The following is a 17294-nucleotide window of genomic DNA, read 5'->3' on the forward strand; positions in this document are numbered from 1 at the left end:
CGAAGGTCGATGTAGTCAAGAACCTGCCTCCCACCCCGCACCGCTGCTAGTGCCGACGCTGCCCCAATGGAACGTCTAAGCTCAGTCACCAGCCCCTGTGATTGGTGTTGGCAGCTGCACTTAGTCGCTGCTGCAAGGTGCGAGGCAGGTTCTTTGCTCTGCTCAGGATGAGAGTACCGCAACAGGTTCAACGATTGGCTACTGCACGTCCAGCCCCGACACGCTCAGGCCGGCCGCGTCGGTGGCGGTGAGCTTGATGCGGTAGCTGCCGGCGTTAATCATCGTGCCGGTGGAGGAAGCCAGGTAATTCCACTTGCCGGGCTTGGAGGGTACAAACTCCACCGTTTCTTCGCGCAGCAGCGTGCCGTCGGCGGCCGATACCGTGAGCTTGCCGGTGAGCGGACGCGTGAGCGTATTGGCGTAGCGCACCGTGAGCGAGTACACGTCGGCCACGCCGGTCTGAATGGTCCATTCCACGGCAGCGCCGGCAGCTTCCTTGAAGGTCACGCTTTCCTTGCCGTTCACCGTTTCGCGCACCAGCCCGGAGCCGCTGAGCTTGGCCGCCGCGGGCTTGTAGCCGGTAACAGCTTTCAGGTCGTAGGCGGGCTCAATGTTGCTGGCTCGGCCCACGGCCACCAGGTACGGGTTGACACTGCCCGGTGGATCGGCGCCGAGCGTAACCGTGGCGCCGGCCGCGAAGCGGCGGCGGTACATGCGGAATGCCTGCGGGCCCGCTTGGTTAATACCGAGCGTGGTTTTGGTGTCTTCGTAGTCCTTAAGCCAGTCGGGGCGAGCCGTTTGACGCGCCTCGATACCGACGTACACGTCAGCGGCCGTCGTCACCTGAAAGGTCACTGGAGTTGCCGACGAGACGGGTTTGACCGGGCGGCGCAGCCATTCGGCACCAAACAAGGCCGAGGGCAGGGCGCTGACCGTGGCGGGGGCGTCGGAGTACGGCTGCAGGCCGGTGTCGAGCCAGGTCTGGGCCGACCACTGACCGCCGTTTTTCGGGTCTCTGACACTCAGATTGCCGACAACGGCCGGCGCAGCCGGCGCCGGCTTGAGGCCGGCGTCCGCGCTGGCCACGGCAATAGCTGAAATCAGCGCCTGCCCGGAAGCCACGTTCGGGAAGGACACAACCAGTTCCCCGCCCGTCACGCGGGCCTTCACGGTCTTTTTCAGGGCGCCGTCGTGGCCGGATTCGCGCCAGATGTCTAGGTCCTTGATGACCGTTTCGCCGTTGATGGCCACGTCGAAGAGGCGCCAGCCGGCGCAGTCCAGCCCGCCGCCGGTGCCTAGCCAGGGCTCGGTGAAGTACAGCTCCACCTGGTACTCGCCGTCGGGCACGGGGAAGGCGTAGCGCAGCTTGTCGCGGCCGTAGCAGAAGCTCTGGAACAGCGGCCAGTCGGTAGTGCCTTTGATGGGGTCGAAAGTGCGGCGCTGGCTGGCGAAGAAGGGCGCGAGGCCGGGAAAGTCCCGGGTCCACGATTCCGAGCCCCAGGTGCCGGGGCCCGAACGGGGCTGGTCGGCTGCCCAGCGCGAGCCGTGCTGGTCCACGTAATCCGGGCCGCCGCAGTTGACGCGGTAGAGGTAGTTCAGGCCGGCTTGCGGGGCCGTCAGCGGCTGGGCGCCGGCCCGCAGCTTGTCGAAGTTCGGGGCCTGGGGCAGGTGATGTAGTACAATCAGGTCACGCGCTACGGGTTTGCCAGCCACGTAGCCCACCGCCTGCAGCACGTTGTAGCGCACGTCCACGCCGTCCCACTGAAAGTGCGTGCCGAAAGCGCCGCGCTGTTTGCGGCCCAGCGACACGGCGTCTACGTCGTTGAATAGCTCTACTTCGTCGCAGTTGGAGTACACGATCAGGCTGTCCTGGCGGCCGGGCTTAAGCCACCGGTCGGGCCAGGTGTGCGAAGCCAGGTACACCATCGGCTCCGTCGCCTTGGGTGCGTAGTGCGAGCGGAACATGTAGAACGCGTCCGTGGGCTCCTCCCAGGGCGTGAGCAGGCCCTTGTAGTTCACCGGCCCGATGCGGTCCAGCTCGCGCTGCCCCTCCCCGCCCTGCACGCGGCCGGGGTTGTCGTGCGAGGTCAGCAGCCAGAAAAAGTGGCCGGCGGTGCGGTCCTTAGCCGATTCCGCGAGGCGCACTTTCAGCTGCATGAGCTGAGCAAACCGGTCTTCGCTAAACGGGCCGCTGTTGATGGCCGGCGGGCCAGTGCGGTGCAAATCGAGCGTGCGCCAAGCGCCGTACTCGCCGATGAGCACCTGCCGCTCCACGTCGGCGGCGTAGAGGTTCGGGTCGCCGCCGTAGGTGCCGGTCCAGTTCTGGGGCACGTCCCAGTCGGTGCCCTGCCCGCCGTTGCAGGTCGTGACCTTCCGTTCGCGCGAGGCCGTGGGGTCGAGCTGCCGGATGAGGGCGGTGCACTCCCGGGCGAAATCGGCGGGCAAGGTGCTTTCGTTTTCGAGGCCCCAGAGCACCACCGAGGGCGAGTTACGCCGCTCCTTGATCCAGTCGACGAGCAGGGTTTTGAAGTTCTGGCGGAAGGCGGGCGTGTCGTACCAGACGTGCGCCGCCATCTGCGGCCACCACAGCCAGCCCAAGGAGTCCCAGTTGGCCTGGTAGCGCAGGTTGTGGGGCTGGTGCGCGTCGCGGAAGGCGTTGAAGCCAGCGGCTTTCATCTGCCCCACGCGGGAGCGAATCTGCTCGGCCGAAAACGCGTGGCTCTGGCCCAGCAGGTGCTCGTACTCGGCAATACCGTTGATAAACACCGGCTTGCCGTTAAGCAGAAACTGCTTCTGCCCGGCCGCCGCGGCCTTGCCAATCGGCCAGCTGATCCAGCGGATGCCGTAGGTCGTAGTTTGCTCGTCCAGGGGCTTTTTGCCAGCGCTGATGCGCGTAACCAGGCGGTACAGGTACGGGTCCTGCAACGACCACAAATGCGGCTGCTTCAGCGGCGGCAGCTGCTGAAGCAGCTCGGCCGAGGCGCCGGCGGCCAGCTTCTGCTTGCCTTTGACCTCAGCTACTACCCTACCCCGCCGGTCCAGCAGTTGGTTGAGCACCGTGAGCGTCTGGGCTTTGGCGCCGTAGTTTTTCAGCTCGGTGGTCACGTTGAGTTGGGCCGCTTGGGCCGTCAGCGTGGAATCAGCCCAGATGTGCACACCGAAGGGATGAATGCGCACAGCGTGGGTGGTGACGAGGGTGACCGGCCGGAAGATGCCCAGAGGCTGGGAGCCTTCGGAAAAGCCCCGCTCCTCGGAGCAGCCCCCGCACACCCAGGGCAAATCCTGGATGCCGGCGGGGTGGTCGGCGCGCACGGCCAGCACGTTGGGCTGCCCGTCGCGGCGCAGCGCGTCGGTGACGTCCAGCGTGAAGGTGGTGCGCCCGCCGGCGTGACTGCCGACCGGCCGGCCGTTCAACCACACCGTGGCGTAGGAGCCTACGCCTTCAAAAAACAGGAAGCTGCGCTGCTCCTTGCTGGGCACGGGCGCAGTGAAGCTTTTGCGGTACCAGGCGTAGCCGTGGCGGTTGCCGTGACGCTGTCGGCGGTAGCCCTCGTAGGCGTCCCAGTTGTGGGGCACGGCCACGGCTTGCCAGGCTTTGTCATCGAAGCCGGGCTGCTCGAAACCCTCGTGGGCCCGCTGGTTTTTATCGTCGGCCACAGTGCGCCAGCCGCTGAGCAGCGGCGTTTCGCGGCGCAGCGTGGGCTGCGCCCAGCCGGTCGACACGGTGAAAGCCAGGACCAGCAGCGGCCAGAATCGGGTCAGGAGTACGCTTCGCATCTATCGGCGCCGGGGCTATTGCGGCTGCAGCGCCCCGTTGAGTTGGTAGGTTTTGCCGGCCTTGGTGGCCAGCGTCAGTTGTTGGTTGCCGTAGCGCACTTGGCAGGGTCCGCCGGCTTCCGACTTGATTTCGAGCTGCTGCAGCTGCCCGTTCTGCCAGCGCAGGTTCACTAGGAAGCCCCCGCGGGCGCGCAGGCCGCGCACTTCGCCGGTGGGCCAGGCCTGGGGCAGCGCGGGCAACACGTCGAGGTAGTCGGCGTGGCTTTGCAGCAGCATTTCGGCCATGCCCGACGCGCCGCCGAAGTTGCCGTCGATCTGAAAGGGCGGGTGCGCGTCGAAAAGGTTGCGGTACACCCCGCCCCGCTCGCTGCCGCTGCCGTTTTCGGCCGGGGAAAGGAGGTTTTCGAGGATGCGCAGGGCGTGGTCCCCGTCGCGGAAGCGGGCCCAGAGGTTGACTTTCCAGGCCAGGCTCCAGCCGGTGCCCTCGTCGCCGCGCTGGGTGAGCGAGGTGCGGGCCGCCTGAGTCAGCTTCTGGTCGGTCCAGGCTATGTCGGTGCCGGGAAACACGCCCCACAGGTGCGAGACGTGGCGGTGGGTATCCTTGGGGTCGTCCTTGTCTTCCAGCCACTCCTGCAGCTGCCCGTGCCGGCCGACTTGGTTGGGCGCCAGCTGCCGGGCTTTGTTCGTGAGCTGCTGACGCAAATCGGCGTCTACGCCCAGTGCTTCGGCGGCGGCACTGGTGTTCTTAAACAGCTCGCGGATGATCTGGTGGTCCATGGTCGGGCCGGCCACCAGGCCGCCGTGCTCGGGCGAGTTGGAAGGCGTACTGATTAGCCAGCCGGTGCGCTCATCCTTGACAAGGAAATCCAGAAAAAACTCGCTGGCTTGCTTCATTACCGGGTACTGCCGGCGCAGAAAATTCTTGTCCTGGGTAAACTGGTAATGCTCCCAGATAGGCTGCGTGAGCCAGGCCGCGCCCGTCACCCAAATGCCGTGGTTCGAAGCATTAATGGGGGCCGTGCCGCGCCAGATATCCGTGTTGTGGTGCAAGACCCAGCCGCGGGCATTGTAGTGCTCCTTGGCCGTGACCTTACCGGCTTCGGCGGCCTCGTCGATGAGCCCGAACAGCGGGACCGTGCAGGCCGAAAGGTTCAGCAGCTCGGCCGGCCAGTAGTTCATTTCCAGGTTGATGTTGGTGGTGTACTTGCTGCCCCAGGAAGGCGTCAAGGACTCGTTCCACAGGCCCTGCAGGTTGGCCGCCTGGCCGCCCTGGCGCGAGGAGGCAATGAGCAGATAACGGCCGTACTGCTGGTAGAGGGCCAGCAGCGCCGGGTCGGCTGCAGGGCTAAACTTCAGAATCCGCTCGTCGGTGGGCAGCTGCTCGTTCGGCGTGTGGCCTAAGTCGATGTGGTAGGCGTTGAACAGTGGCTGGTAGTCACGCAGGTGCTCTTTCAGCAGCTTGTCGAAGCCCTGGCCGCTCACGCCGCGCATGGCATCGGCGGCGCGCTTTTCGGGGTCGGCGCCGGTATGCTGGTAATCCTCGAAGCTGGTGGCCGCTGTCAGGTACAGCGTTACTTCGTCGGCGCCTTCCACCTGAATCTGCTGGTCGGTCACGGTCACGCGGCCTTTTTTGGCGTCTACGCGCAGGTAGCTCACGCCGCGCAGCACCCCGTCGCGCACCTGCACGGCCAGGGCCAGCGTATGGTCATCCACGCGGTAGGTGCGGCGCTGCTGGTGCGGGCTGCCGAGGCGGGCGGTGAAGCTCAGGCGGCCGTTAGCATCGGCCCGCAGGCGGCCCACCACGGCGTTGCGCGGGTAGCTGGCGAAATACTCGCGGGTAAACGTGGTGCCGTTTTGCTGGTACTGCGTGCGGGTTAGGGCCTGGCGCAGGTCAAGTTCCCGGCGGTAGGCAGTCGGCTGCGCGGCCCGCGCGAAATTCAGCAGCACGTCGCCGAAGGGCTGGTACGAGGCCTGGTAGCTCGGCGAGAGCGGCGGCTCCTGGTCCTGCACCCAGTACTGCCAGGCCGGATTCAGCGCCACCCCGGTAGCCGGGTCGGCGCCCTCAGGGTAGGCCACCAGCACCGGCTGCCGCTCCTTCACCCCGATCAGCCCGCCCTTGTCGAAGTAGTTGATAACCTGAATGAGCACCTCGTTGCGGCCGGCCTTGAGCGCGGCGGCCGGCACCTTATAGCGGCGTTTCTTGCTGATGCCCTCGTCCGAGCCGATGAGCTGGCCGTTGACGTAGGTCAGGTCCTGGTCGCGGATGCGGCCCAAACTCAGGGTCAGGTCTTTGCCAGCCCAGGCGGCGGGCAGCTCGAAGCTGGTCTTAAACCACACGGCCCCGTCGAGGCCTTCGAGGCCGGCGGCTTCCCAGCCGTTGGGCGTGGGTAGGCTGATGGGTTGCCAGGTGTTGCCAGCGGCCAGGGCCTGGGGCACACCTACGGCTTTTACCTTCTGCAGCCAGGCGGCTTTCTGCTGCTCGTAGCCGTCCTCGTGGTCTTTCAGGCCCATGAAGTGCGCGGCGGCCAGGGCTTCGGCCTCGGCCTGCTTGCCCTGGGTTAGCAAGGCGCGGATCTGCGGCAGGTACTGGGCGGCGCCGGGGCGCGCGTAGGCGCGCGGGCGACCGGTCCAGAGGGTGGTTTCGTTGAACTGCAGCCGCTCCTGCCCCACCCCGCCAAACACCATAGCGCCCAGCCGGCCGTTGCCCAGCGGCAGCGCGTCGGTCCACTTCTCGGCGGGTTTGGTGTACCACAGCGTCAGCGGCTGCTGGGCCGTGGCGGTCAAGCTTACAAGTAAAGCGAGGAGTAAGAGTGGGCGGAGCATTCGGAGCAGACGGTTGTTAGCCCGCAGAGGGCGCGGAAGGTAGCGCAGCAGACGCAGAGGAGGTTCTAGCGGCGTTCAGGCGTAGTGGCGGCCGGCCCTTCGGCGGCGGTTACTTCCACTGGCTGCTTTACCTCCTCGCCTTTGGCCACCGGCGTTTTCACCGATTTCAGGTAGTTGTTCTGCAGCACCACGCCGCGGGTGCCGGCCCCTTTCAGCTTCAAAAACGTGTCGGTGCCGGGGGCCGGGAAGCAGTTGTACACGAAGGCATCTTCCACGCTGGTGAATTCCACGAGCGGGGCACCGGCCTGCACCTGCCCGCGCAGGCCGTCGAGGCGCAGCTGCTGGGCATTTTCGGCGCGGACCGCCGGCCCGCTCTGGGTGTTGACCTGCACGTTGTGGAAGGCCACGTTGCGGGCTTCCTTTACCGTGAAGCCTTGCTTGGCGTCGAGGTTGAGGTTGGAAAACGTCACGTTTTCGATGGGCATTTCCGCGAGGCCGTTCAGCAGGCCGGCCTGGTTGCCCTCGGCGGTGATGTTGCTGAAGTGGATGTTGCGGAAGCGCGGCGTGCGCTCTGACACCGGCTCGGGCTGGGAGTTGGCGTACTGCATGTCGAGCACGATGATCTGCTCCCGGATGTTTTTCATCACCACGTTGTCGACGCGAATATCCTCCACCACCCCGCCGCGCCCGCGGGCCGTTTTGATGCGGATGCCGCGGTCGGTGCCGTCGAACACGCAGTTGGAAATCGTGATTTTCTTCACCCCGCCCGACATTTCCGAGCCGATAACCACTCCGCCGTGCCCGCTGAGCATGGTGCAGTTGGTGATGGTGTAATTCTCGGCCGGCACGTTCATCTGCCGCCCCGCCCGGTCCTTGCCCGATTTGATGGTGATGCAGTCGTCGCCGACGCTGATGTGGCAGTCGGAGATGTGCACGTTGCGGCAGGACTCCGGGTTGATGCCGTCGGTGTTCGGCGACTTGGGGTTGTTGATGGTCACGCCCGTCACCGTCACGTTCTCGCAGAATTCAGGGTTGACGGTCCAGAACGGGGAGTTGCGGATAGTGACGCCCTCGATGCGCACGTTTTTGCAGTACATGGGCTGGATGAACGGCGGGCGCATGAAACCGCGCTCAATCACGCCCGGCTGGTCGGGCTTAAGTATGTCCTTGTTGAGCCGGAAAAACTCCTGCTGCCACTTGGAGTCCTGGCTGGCCCGGGACTTGCCCTCCGCAAAATCCCACCACTTCTTGCCCTGCCCGTCGATAATGCCCCGACCCTTGATGGTGATGTTTTCGGCCTTGTAGGCGTAGAACAAGGGCGAGAAGCTGGTGATGTCGATGCCCTCGTAGCGGGTGGGCACCATGGGCAGGTAGTCGTCGAAATTGTCGCTGAAGTAGAGCACCGCCCCCGCGTCAATGTCGATGGTAATGTTGCTTTTCAGGTGAATGGCCCCGGTGCGGTACTTGCCCGCCGGGAAGTACACCGTGCCCCCACCCGCCTTGCTGGCCGCCGCAATGGCCTTTTTGATGGCCTCGGTGCTGAGCTTGGTGCTGTCGTTGCGGGCGCCGTACTTGAGCACGTTGTAGTACTGCTGGGCTTGGGCGGCCGAGGCGCCGAGCAGCAAAAGCAGGCAGCAGCTAAGGCGACGAAGCGAGGCGAGGGAAGTATGGGTCATGGTGAAAGTCATAAAAAAACCGTTCGTCCTGTCGAGCGCAGTCGAGACATCTCGCCGGATAGCATTCTTCTCGTTGGGGTTACTATCCTACATCAGCACGCGAGATGTCTCGACTGCGCTCGACATGACGTTCTTTTTGCTCGTCCCAGGCTACCCCGGCAGCTTGGCCGTCAGGCGCTGCAGCTTGTCAGCCCGCCCTATTTCCTTGCCGTCGGCAAACACGCGTAGGCCTTGGCCTTTGCCGTATTTCTGTCCGGTTCGGTCCCAGATGACGGTGAGGGTGCGGCCGTGGTAGCGCAGCTCGTCGAGGCAGAAGTAGTCCCACTGGCCCTCGGGCACCAGCGGCGTGAGCTCCACCACGTTGTCGGCGCGGGGCTTCAGGCCCACCAGGCCGGTGATGATGAGGTCGGCGAAGCCGGAGTGGTTGTAGTAGCTGCTGCGCGGGTTGTCGCCTTTCAGCCACTCGCCGTTTTTCTCGTCCTGGTACTCGCCGAGGTAGGGCTGGCCGTTTTTGCGGTGCGAGAGGGCGTATTTGCGCAGCTCGTCGTAGTACACCTGCCGGCTCATGCCGTCCTGGTGCTTGTACTCGGTAAGTAGGTTCGCGAGGCCCTTGAGCGTCTGGGTGGTGGCGTAGGGCCACACAGCGCCGTCCCACTCGCAGCCGTGGCCCGACCCTTGGGTGCGGAAGCCGGGGGCGCGACGCTCGGCCGTGGTCAGGCCCCAAGGCGCTTTGAAGCCGCCTTCGTCGGTGAGCTGCTCCCACTGCCGGGCGTACTTGGCCTTGTCGGCAGGCAGTGAGAAGTACCACGGGATGTAGCCGAGCTCCTCACGCCACTCGCAGAGGCCGCCCTTCTCGTACTGCACCATGAAAAAGGACGTTTTCTCGTCCCACAGAGTGCGCTGCACATCGATGCGCAGTTGCTTGGCCTTGGTGGCGTACTTGCGCTGCAGGCTATCGGTTTTGGTCAGCTTGGCCATTTCCACCAGGGCCTTGGCATTGCCGTACATGTAGCTGTTGATGGTCGGGCGCACGTTCTTGACCTTGCGCCCGCCGCTAATGGATTCCTCCATGGCGTCGCGCACGTCGTACTGCCAGAACATGCCGCCCGGCAGCATGCGCTCCTTTTCCCAAAGCTTGTAATCAGCATTAAGCGCCGGCAGCAGCTCCTGCACCAGCGGCTTGTTCTGATTCACCAGATACAGGCCCCACACCGCATCCTGCAGCCAGCTGCTGAAGGCGTGCAGCTTGGGCGATGGGCGCTTGGAATCCACGTACAGCCAGAACTTGGTGTACTGCTCCACGAACTGCGGGTCGCGCAGCCAGCGGGCTTCGTAAATGTGGTGACCGAGCGCGCTGCTGATGGTGTTGTGCAGGCCGGCGTGCTTCATCGGGGTGATGAACTCGGTGAACACGTAGCCGTCGGGCGTCTGCTTGAGGTGCTTGCGCATGCACCACCAGCGGTAGTAGTAGGTGTGCTGCAGGGCCGAGTCGGGGCACTCGAAGCGGGGCACCTGCTGGCTGAGCCAGTCGGCGGCCTGAGCGTTGGACACCAGGTTCACCACGGTTTCCTGGTCCAGCTCGTTGAAGCGGGCCACGTCGGCGCGCAGCGTGGCGTCGCTGAGCACAAAGCCGGTTTGAGCCTGGGCGACGGTGCCAGTCAGCAGGCCGAAGGAAAGCAGAAGCGTGGTGGGGCGAAGATGCATGAGGCTTGAGGCAGGCTTTAGCAGAAGCTAGTTCCCCTTCTCCGCGGAGGAGGGGCCAAGGGTGGTTGATAGGCTAGATTTGGGAAAAGCTAAAGAGAGGTTCAGCAATCAAGGCCCCCCCCTCCTCAGCGGAGGAAAGGAGCTAATTCTGGTCTTAGCTCTGGTATTCATAGTTTACTCAAACAGCCAGTCCACTTCGCCGTCTTTATTGGTCACGCCCAGGCCGGCGTTGTAGGTGCGGATGGGCTCCTCGGCCGGCACAAAGCCCAGCAGCAGCGCGGCGCCGCGGCCTAGGTTCAGCGTGTGCGTGCCAGGCTTGAAGGAGTAAGTGTGCACGTTTACGGGCGGCAGGCCAGTTACCGTGGCGGCGTTGCTGATTTTGATGTCGGCTTGCCCGTAGTCATTGGCCGAGGCGTCGGTTTCCAGCTGCGGCGCGGGCAGGTAGCGCGGGTGTTTGCTGCCAAAGTAGCCCACCAGCAGCTTCACCGGCTGCTTGGTGCTGAAGCGCAGCTCGGTGCGCTGATTCTGCATCTGAGCTTTGCCGAGACGGATACCTTTCAAGCCCTGCAACTCGGGCGCCACGGCCGTCAGCTGGGCGGCGGTGTCGGCAAAGGCCACCTGGCCCGCGCCCACGGTGTAGGTCTGGGCCTTGCTCAGCAGCGTTACGGGCGCGGGAGTCAGGCGGGCAGTTTTCTGGCTGGCTGGCAGCAGGCGCACCTGCTTGAGCGAGTCGAGGTTGTGGCGCAGGTTGGCCAGCTCCTTCTGGTACACCGGTAGCATTTCGGCCCAGGTGATGTAGGTGGCATCGACGCCGCGCATCGGGATTTTGCGTTGCGAGGTCTGCATGCTATTAGCGTACAGATACGTATCCTTGGTCAGGGCCACCATCCGCTCCCAGTGCTGCACGCTGCGCGCCAGCAAGGGCACGGCGGCTTCCAGGTCGGCCACGTTGTGCGAGTATTTGTAGCGCAGGGTCAGCAAAGCAGCGCGGACCTTGTCGGCGTAGAAGTTGGCCAGCGCATCCTGGCAGTACATGTCGTTTTTGATGCGCTGAAACTCCGCCTGGTTTTGCGTCACGCCCGGCGCGGCCCGCTCGATGGCCGCCACGGCCGCTTTGCCGTGGGCCACCACTTCGTCGGCCACCTGCGGGGGCGTCTCGCCGATGTGCCTCTGCCCTTTCGCTTCCTTTTCGGCGTAGTCGATAATCATTTCGCCCTCCGGCGCTTCCGACTCATACAGGAGCGTAAACAGCCCGTAGCGGCGCGGATTGATGAGCTGGGTCATCAGCATGCCCAGCGTCAGGGTCTGCCGGTTGCCGTCGGTGATGCCGTAGCGGCGCAGCAGCTTCGGCTCGATTTCGCCGGCCGCCTCGTAGGCGTCCAGGATGTGCTTGCCCGTTTCCACGGTGCCAAACTGCTGGCCGATCTGCCGGCCCCAGTAGTCGATTTCGCCCTGGCGCGGGCGGTCGGCTTTCCAGGCGTAGCGGGCCCACTGCTTGTACCAGAGCCAGTCCCGGTCGATCTGCAGCTGGCGCGGCTCCACCTTGTCGGCCGTGTAGGGCCAGTCCCAGTACGAGGCCTGCGGGTACAGGTGCAGGCCGTTGGAACCGTAGATGTTGTGCATGGCCTGCACCGATTTCTGGATGAAATCGGCCGAGGCATAGCGAAACGGCTCCAGGTTGGCCAGAATGTGCACGTTCTGGATGTGCACCGAGTTCATGCTGCTGAGCTGGCGGTGCAGCTCGGCCCAACTCCCGCGCGGCGTATAGGTGGTCAGCGCCTCGCCGTTGAACTTGGCCTCGGTGTAGAGGTTCTTGTACAGCGGCAGTGCGGCGTTGATAACGCGCGGCGCGTCGGTGTCGTGGGCGCGCAGCACGATGGGGGGCAGCTCGGTCTGCTTCAGGGCTTTGAGCCCGTCCTGCACGCCAGGGATAATGGTCTTGGTAAACCAGTCCACGTCGTCCTGCCCCACGCCTTCCATGGCCTCGCCCAGCGCCACCATCAGGCCCACGTTGGGGTATTTCTCCACGAAGGCGGCAATGGACTTGCGCGTATAGTCGGCAATGAGCGGGGTGATGGGCCGGTTGCGGTCCTGGGTTTTGATGCCGTGGTGCTCGGCAAAGGGCTTCGAGACGATGATGTTGTAGAACATCTGTATCACCCAGATGCCGCGCTTGTCAGCCTCTTCGGTGAGGAAGCGGAACATTTCCTCGTTTTTCCGGAACGTAGCCTCGTCCACTTCCACGGCGTAGGGGTAGTCCTTCAGTCGCACCAGCGAGGCAAACGGGTGCCCGTTCCAGAGGTACAGCGAGTTCATGCGGTTGTCGACGAGCATATCCAGGTAGCGCACCCAGAGCTGCTTGTCGTAAAACCACGGAAACGTCTCGGGCGTGTACGGGTACTCGTACACGTGGCGGCCCGGCAGGTAGGTGGGCTTCTGCACCCCGATGCAAGCCCCGCGCATCACCATTTCGGGCTGGTCGCTCAGGCTGATGCGGTCCTCCAGCTTGCCTTTGGCCTGCACCTGCTCGGCCAGTTCCAGGCAGCCGTAGAGGGCGCCGGAGTTGTCGGTGCCGCTGACGATGACCACGTCCTTGTCGCCGGAGGAAATAGCGAAACCTTCCTTGCCCGGTGCCTTGTCGGCCGGGGCGTGGAAGGTGGCGGCAGCTTGCTGCAGCAGCGCATCGGCGGCGCGGCCGATGACAATCAGGTTTTTCTTGCCGCTGAGCTTGTCCTGCTCGGTGATGGTGGCGGTGTAGCCGGCCGCGCGCAGGGCGGCGGCCAGTCGCTCGGCGCCAAAACGCAGGCGGGCGTGGGCGCCCTTGGGCAGCACGATGGTGCGGGCAGCGGGTTTGGCGGCAGGCGTGGCCAGGGCCGGGAGGCAGGACAGCAGCAGGCCGACCAGCAGCAAGCAGCTGGGCAGGAAACGGGACCAATACCGGTGGGGCATCGTTCGGGCTGGGGTTCGGGGTGGTGGGCACGCCGGGCCGACCGGCCAAGCGCCTTCGTCGGTCCAAAAAGTGATAAGCGGCTCAGCCCGCAGAACCGGCCGAGGGGGCGGCGCGATGATTCCCACTCTTGCGCGCCGCCCCTACCAATGCCGGGGCGCGTGCCGCCGGGTTGGCCGAATTCACTGCCTTTCTGGTCGAAGGGAGTAGTTCAAAAGTACCGGAGCCGGGGTCGGAGGCTGTATACCTTTTTCCCCAATCATTATACAATCTTGCCTTCTGCCAATCAGCAGCGAAAAATCCAGCAAATCCAGCTTGGGCAGCCGCAGCGCCGGGTTACGGTGCCACCGGCTTTTTGCCGGATGATTTCCGCGGCTTTCGGCCCGGCCAAGTACTGCTGCGCGCCGATTTCAGGACCGCGACACCCGCCGCGGGACCTTCCGCCGGGCCGGGCCGCTTCATTCAGCGCATGCACATATCCTACAACCCTTACCTGCGCAGCCGGGCGGCAACGCTCGGCCCAGCCCCATCTACGACGCCGCTGCCCGCGGCTTCCGGGCGGCTTTGCCCGCCTTCGTGGCGTGCAAGGACGAGTCGCGCACAATCAGCTCGGGCCGCAGCACCACTTGCCGCGCCCCGAAAGCAGCCCCGTCGGCTTGCAGCACTTCCAGCAGCAGCCGCACGGCCGCCTGGCCCATTTCCTCGCAGCGCTGGTCCACGCTGGTCAGGTTGGGCTGCGATATCACCGTGAAGCCCTCGTTGCTGAAGCCCGCCACGGCCACATCCTGCGGCACGCGCCGCCCCTGCCGCTGCGCCTCCAGCATGGCCCCGAGGGCGCAGTAGTCACCAGCGGCAAACACGGCGTCGGGCGGCTCGGGCAGGGCCAGCAGCTGGCGCATGGCGGCCGCTCCTTGGTCCTGGGTCATGTCCGTGTCGAGGATGAGGGCGTCGTCCGGGGGCAGACCGGCTTCGCGCAGGGCGCTGAGGTAGCCCTGCCGACGGTTTTTGTAGATGGTCAGGTGCTGCGGCCCGGCCAGGTGGGCAATGCGCCGGCAGCCCTGCTCGATGAGGTGCCGAGTGGAGAGGTAGCCGCCTTCGTAGTCGTTGAGCACCACAGCGTTGATGTCGGCGTCGTCCAGCACCCGGTCGAAGAGCACCAGCGGCAGGCCCCGGCTGCGCACCTTCTCGAAGTGCTGCAGATCGAGCGTGGTGCGCGACAACGACACCAGAATACCCGCTACCTGCGCGCTGAGCAGGGCGTCCAGGTTGTGCTGCTCCTGGGCTACGTCCTCGTTGGATTGGCAGATGATGACGTTGTAGCCAGCGCGGCGGGCGGCCGTTTCCATACCGTGTACCACCGAGGGGAAAAAGCGCCCTTCGATGTAGGGCACGATGATGCCCAGCAGCTGGCTTTTGCCCTTGCGCAGGGCCGAGGCCAGGCGGTTGGGCTGGTAGTTGTACTTCTTGGCCAGCTTCAGCACCTTCTGCTTCATGGCCGGCCCGATGCTGTGGTGGTCGCTCAGGGCCCGCGAAATAGTGGTCATGCTCACCCCCAGCTCCCGGGCCAGGTCGGCCATGGAAACGGACGAGCCGGCCGCAGCCGGAGCAGATGATTTCTTACGCGGAGCCATGCGAAAAGCGGAGCTAAAGGCAGCAAAGATACAGGCGGAGTGGCTGGCAACGGCCAGAAAGCTCGTTTTGACGACAAAGCCAGAACGTCATGCGGAGCGTAGTCGAAGCATCTCGCGTGCTGACTCCGGATAGCAACCCGCTGAAAGGAATTGCTATCTGGCGAGATGTCTCGACTTCGCTCGACATGACGTTCTGCTACTCAATGCTTCAGCTAGCCTTAACGGCCACTGAAGGCTACCTCGTTGTAGCGCAGCTCGTTTTTGAAGCGGCGCAGCTTGGTGTCCTCGTCGATGACCACGCACTCGATGCCGGCCATTTCAGCGAAGTCCTCCAGGTACTCGGTGGTCAGGTTCTGGCTGTAGCCGGTGTGGTGGGCGCCGCCGGCCAGTATCCAGGCAGCGGCACCGGTGGCCAGGTCGGGCTGCACTTTCCAGAGCACGCGGGCCACGGGCAGCTTGGGCAGCTCGGCCTCAGGCGCCACGGCCTCCACTTCGTTCACAATCATGCGGAACCGCGTGCCCATATCCACGATGGTGGCGTTCAGGGCCGGGCCGGCGGGGCAGTTGAACACCAGGCGCACCGGGTCGGCCTTGCCGCCGATGCCCAGCGGGTGCACTTCGGCGCGCACCTTGCCTTCGGCGATGCTGGGACAGATTTCGAGCATGTGCGAGCCGAGCACCTGCTCGTTGCCGGGGGCCAGGTGGTAGGTGTAGTCCTCCATGAAGGAGTTGCCGCCGGGCAGCCCGGCGCCCATCACCTTCATGGCGCGCACCAGGGCCGAGGTTTTCCAGTCGCCCTCGCCACCGAAGCCGTAGCCGTCGGCCATCAGGCGCTGGGTGGCAATGCCGGGCAGCTGCGCCAGCCCGTGCAGGTCTTCGAAGGTATCGGTGAAGCCCTTGGCGTTGGTTTCCTTCAGGAAGCGGCGCAGGCCCAGCTCGATGCGCGCAGCCTCGCGCAGCGAGGAACGGAACGTGCCGCCGTCCCGCAGGCCTTCGGCCAGCTCGTACTGCGCTTCGTATTCCTGCATCAGCTCCTCTATTTCGCCGTCGCTCACGGCATGCACCACCGCGGCCAGGTCGCCGATGCCGTAGGTGTTGACGGAGTAGCCAAACTTGATTTCGGCCTCTACCTTGTCGCCCTCGGTCACCGCCACGTAGCGCATGTTGTCGCCGAAACGCACGAAGCGCGCGCCCTGCCAGTCGGCCCAGGCGCAGGCGGCGCGGGCCCAGATGCTCAGCCGCTCGTGCACGTCGGCGCTCTGCCAGTGGCCCACCACCACCTTGCGGCGGATGCCCATGCGTGTACCGATGAAGCCGAATTCCCGGTCGCCGTGCGCCGACTGGTTCAGGTTCATGAAATCCATGTCGATGTCGCCCCACGGAATGTCGCGGTTGAACTGGGTATGCAGGTGAGCTAGCGGCTTGCGCAGGATTTTCAGGCCGTTGATCCACATTTTGGCCGGCGAGAAGGTGTGCATCCAGGCCACCAGACCCACGCAGTTGTCTGCCGCGTTGGCTTCCTGAATCAGCTGGTAAATGGCCTCGGGGCCCGTCAGCACGGGCTTGAACACCACCCGCACGGGCAGTTTCTCATCCAGCGCCGCCGCAATCTGCTGGGAGTGCGTGTCGACCTGGGCCAGGGTTTCGGGGCCGTAGAGGTGCTGGCTGCCGGTGATAAACCAGACTTCGAACTGCGAAAGATCAATCATGGGAGGAGGAAAAAACGGGAGGTGCGCCGCGGCTACGCGGCGCGTTGGGTGGTTTGGGTTACTGGTTGATTGAAGAGAGCAAGTCACCTGCACGTCATGCTGAGGCACAGTCGAAGCATCTCTACCGCTTCGTCTGCGCCTCTTCGGTCGTCATTCCAAGCGAAGTCGAGGACCCGAAGGAAGGCGCTAGCCAATCTCGCATGCTGACGTCAGGTAACATTCTTTTCGTTGGAGTTACTCTCGGATGTCAGCACGCGAGATGTTTCGGCTTCGCTCGACAGGACGTTCTACTTGAGCCGTTCAATGAGGCCGCGAGTATGCGTCTCTGCTACTGCCCGTAGTACGAATTGGCGCCGTGCTTCCGCTCGTAGTGCTTGCGGATGAGCGAGTCCTTCAGGCGCGGCAGGCCGGGGCGCAGCGTGCAGCTCAGGTACGCCATGCGGGCTATTTCTTCGAGCACGGCGCTGTTGTATACGGCCTTATCCACGGTCTTGCCCCAGGTGAAGGGCGCGTGGTTGCCCACCAGAATCATTTCTACTTCCTCGGGTGTGAGGCCGCGCCGCTGCAGCTCGTTGATGATCTGCCAGCCGGTTTGGTGCTCGTAGTCTTCCTGGATGTACACGTCGCTCATGGGCGGGGCGCAGGGCACGTCCACGGTGAGGTGGTCGGCGTGGGTGGTGCCGAGGATGGGAATGTCGAGCTGCGTCTGGGCCCAGGCGGTGGCGTAGGTGCTGTGCGTGTGCACGATGCCGCCGATGCCCTCCCACTGCGCGTAAAGCAGGGCGTGGGTTTTGGTGTCCGATGAGGGGCGCTTCTCCCCTTCCACGATGTTGTTCTGGAAGTCCACGATGACGATGTCCTCGGGGCGCAGCGTCTCGTAGGGCACGCCGCTGGGCTTGATGGCGAAAACACTCTTCTGGCGGTCCACCACCGAGGCATTGCCAAAAGTGAAGAGCACCAGCCCGAGCTTGGGCAGCTGCATGTTGGCCTGGTAGCAGGCCTCTTTGATATCCTGGTATTGACTCAT

General features: G+C 64.5%; 8 protein-coding genes. All 8 read right to left on the bottom strand.

What is annotated here, in order from left to right:
• Positions 1–198: 198 nt before the first annotated feature.
• Positions 199–3777 carry a glycoside hydrolase family 2 gene (locus B0919_RS03945; RefSeq protein WP_078010923.1) on the bottom strand — a complete coding sequence of 1193 codons (3579 nt, stop codon included), beginning with the start codon at positions 3775–3777 and terminating at the stop codon, positions 199–201.
• A 15-nt stretch (positions 3778–3792) separates the two neighbouring features.
• Positions 3793–6600, bottom strand: coding sequence for a glycosyl hydrolase family 95 catalytic domain-containing protein (locus tag B0919_RS03950; RefSeq protein WP_078010924.1), 2808 nt, complete (start codon positions 6598–6600; stop codon positions 3793–3795).
• 65 nt (positions 6601–6665) lie between these two features.
• Complete coding sequence (locus tag B0919_RS03955) at positions 6666–8276, bottom strand: glycoside hydrolase family 28 protein (RefSeq protein ID WP_078011381.1); 1611 nt, start codon at positions 8274–8276, stop codon at positions 6666–6668.
• Between the two features lie 150 nt (positions 8277–8426).
• On the bottom strand, positions 8427–9980 hold the full coding sequence (locus B0919_RS03960; RefSeq protein ID WP_078010925.1) for an MGH1-like glycoside hydrolase domain-containing protein: 1554 nt from the start codon (positions 9978–9980) through the stop codon (positions 8427–8429).
• A gap of 174 nt (positions 9981–10154) precedes the next feature.
• A complete protein-coding gene (locus B0919_RS03965; protein WP_078010926.1) occupies positions 10155–12929 on the bottom strand; it encodes a hypothetical protein in 2775 nt (924 codons plus the stop codon).
• Between the two features lie 528 nt (positions 12930–13457).
• Positions 13458–14558 carry a LacI family DNA-binding transcriptional regulator gene (locus B0919_RS03970; protein ID WP_078010927.1) on the bottom strand — a complete coding sequence of 367 codons (1101 nt, stop codon included), beginning with the start codon at positions 14556–14558 and terminating at the stop codon, positions 13458–13460.
• A gap of 218 nt (positions 14559–14776) precedes the next feature.
• Positions 14777–16267 carry an L-arabinose isomerase gene (araA, locus tag B0919_RS03975; RefSeq protein ID WP_078010928.1) on the bottom strand — a complete coding sequence of 497 codons (1491 nt, stop codon included), beginning with the start codon at positions 16265–16267 and terminating at the stop codon, positions 14777–14779.
• A 328-nt stretch (positions 16268–16595) separates the two neighbouring features.
• Positions 16596–17294, bottom strand: a complete 699-nt coding sequence (locus B0919_RS03980) for an L-ribulose-5-phosphate 4-epimerase (RefSeq protein WP_078010929.1) — start codon at positions 17292–17294, stop codon at positions 16596–16598.

It is taken from the genome of Hymenobacter sp. CRA2 (assembly GCF_002007105.1).
Taxonomy (GTDB): domain Bacteria; phylum Bacteroidota; class Bacteroidia; order Cytophagales; family Hymenobacteraceae; genus Solirubrum.

Excerpts from the sequence above, each read along its gene's own strand:
- B0919_RS03955 (WP_078011381.1), bottom strand. The coding sequence starts at position 8,276 with ATGACCCATACTTCCCTCGCCTCGCTTCGTCGCCTTAGCTGCTGCCTG.
- B0919_RS03945 (WP_078010923.1), bottom strand. The coding sequence starts at position 3,777 with ATGCGAAGCGTACTCCTGACCCGATTCTGGCCGCTGCTGGTCCTGGCT.
- B0919_RS03970 (WP_078010927.1), bottom strand. The coding sequence starts at position 14,558 with ATGGCTCCGCGTAAGAAATCATCTGCTCCGGCTGCGGCCGGCTCGTCC.
- B0919_RS03960 (WP_078010925.1), bottom strand. The coding sequence starts at position 9,980 with ATGCATCTTCGCCCCACCACGCTTCTGCTTTCCTTCGGCCTGCTGACT.
- araA (WP_078010928.1), bottom strand. The coding sequence starts at position 16,267 with ATGATTGATCTTTCGCAGTTCGAAGTCTGGTTTATCACCGGCAGCCAG.
- B0919_RS03980 (WP_078010929.1), bottom strand. The coding sequence starts at position 17,294 with ATGAGTCAATACCAGGATATCAAAGAGGCCTGCTACCAGGCCAACATG.
- B0919_RS03950 (WP_078010924.1), bottom strand. The coding sequence starts at position 6,600 with ATGCTCCGCCCACTCTTACTCCTCGCTTTACTTGTAAGCTTGACCGCC.
- B0919_RS03965 (WP_078010926.1), bottom strand. The coding sequence starts at position 12,929 with ATGCCCCACCGGTATTGGTCCCGTTTCCTGCCCAGCTGCTTGCTGCTG.